Source organism: Streptomyces synnematoformans (assembly GCF_039531005.1).
Classification (GTDB): Bacteria; Actinomycetota; Actinomycetes; order Streptomycetales; family Streptomycetaceae; genus Streptomyces; species Streptomyces synnematoformans.
Genome location: NZ_BAAAPF010000776.1, coordinates 1 through 527 on the forward strand (window position 1 = coordinate 1; position 527 = coordinate 527).

The 527-nt window shown below is 72.1% G+C and carries 1 protein-coding gene; it reads left to right on the top strand.

Annotated features, from left to right (window positions below):
- A partial coding sequence (locus ABD317_RS37630; protein ID WP_486389043.1) for a CurL C-terminal domain-containing protein occupies positions 1 to 527 on the top strand: 527 nt, incomplete at both ends.

Consider the following 527-nt stretch of genomic DNA (forward strand, 5'->3'; position numbering starts at 1 on the left):
ACCAACGCACACGTCATCCTCGAAGCCGCCCCGGAGGCCGAGAAGCCCGCCGAAGCCGAGGCGAACAGCGAACCCTCACCGGTGCCGGTGGTGCTCTCCGCCCGTTCAGCGGATGCGCTGACGCAGGTCGCAAGCCGGCTGGCGGACTACGTCCAGGACTATCCGCAGGTCGAGGTGGGCGCGCTGGCCGCGCGGCTGTGGACCGGCCGGGCAAAGCTGGAACACCGCGCCGGTGTGATCACCGCCGACCGCGACGAACTGCACGAAGCGCTGACCGCACTGGCCACCGGCGCCGCTCACTCCGCCCTGGTCACCGGCCCCGGGCCGGTCGAGACCGGCGGGCGGCTGGCGGTGATGTTCTCCGGCCAGGGCAGCCAACGCCCCGGCATGGGCCGCGAACTCTACGACACCCACCCCACCTACGCCGACGCACTGGACGAGGTCTGCGCCGCACTCGATGCACACCTCGACACCGGCGTGCCGCTGCGGGAGGTGATGTTCGCCCAGCCCGACACCGAACACGCCGC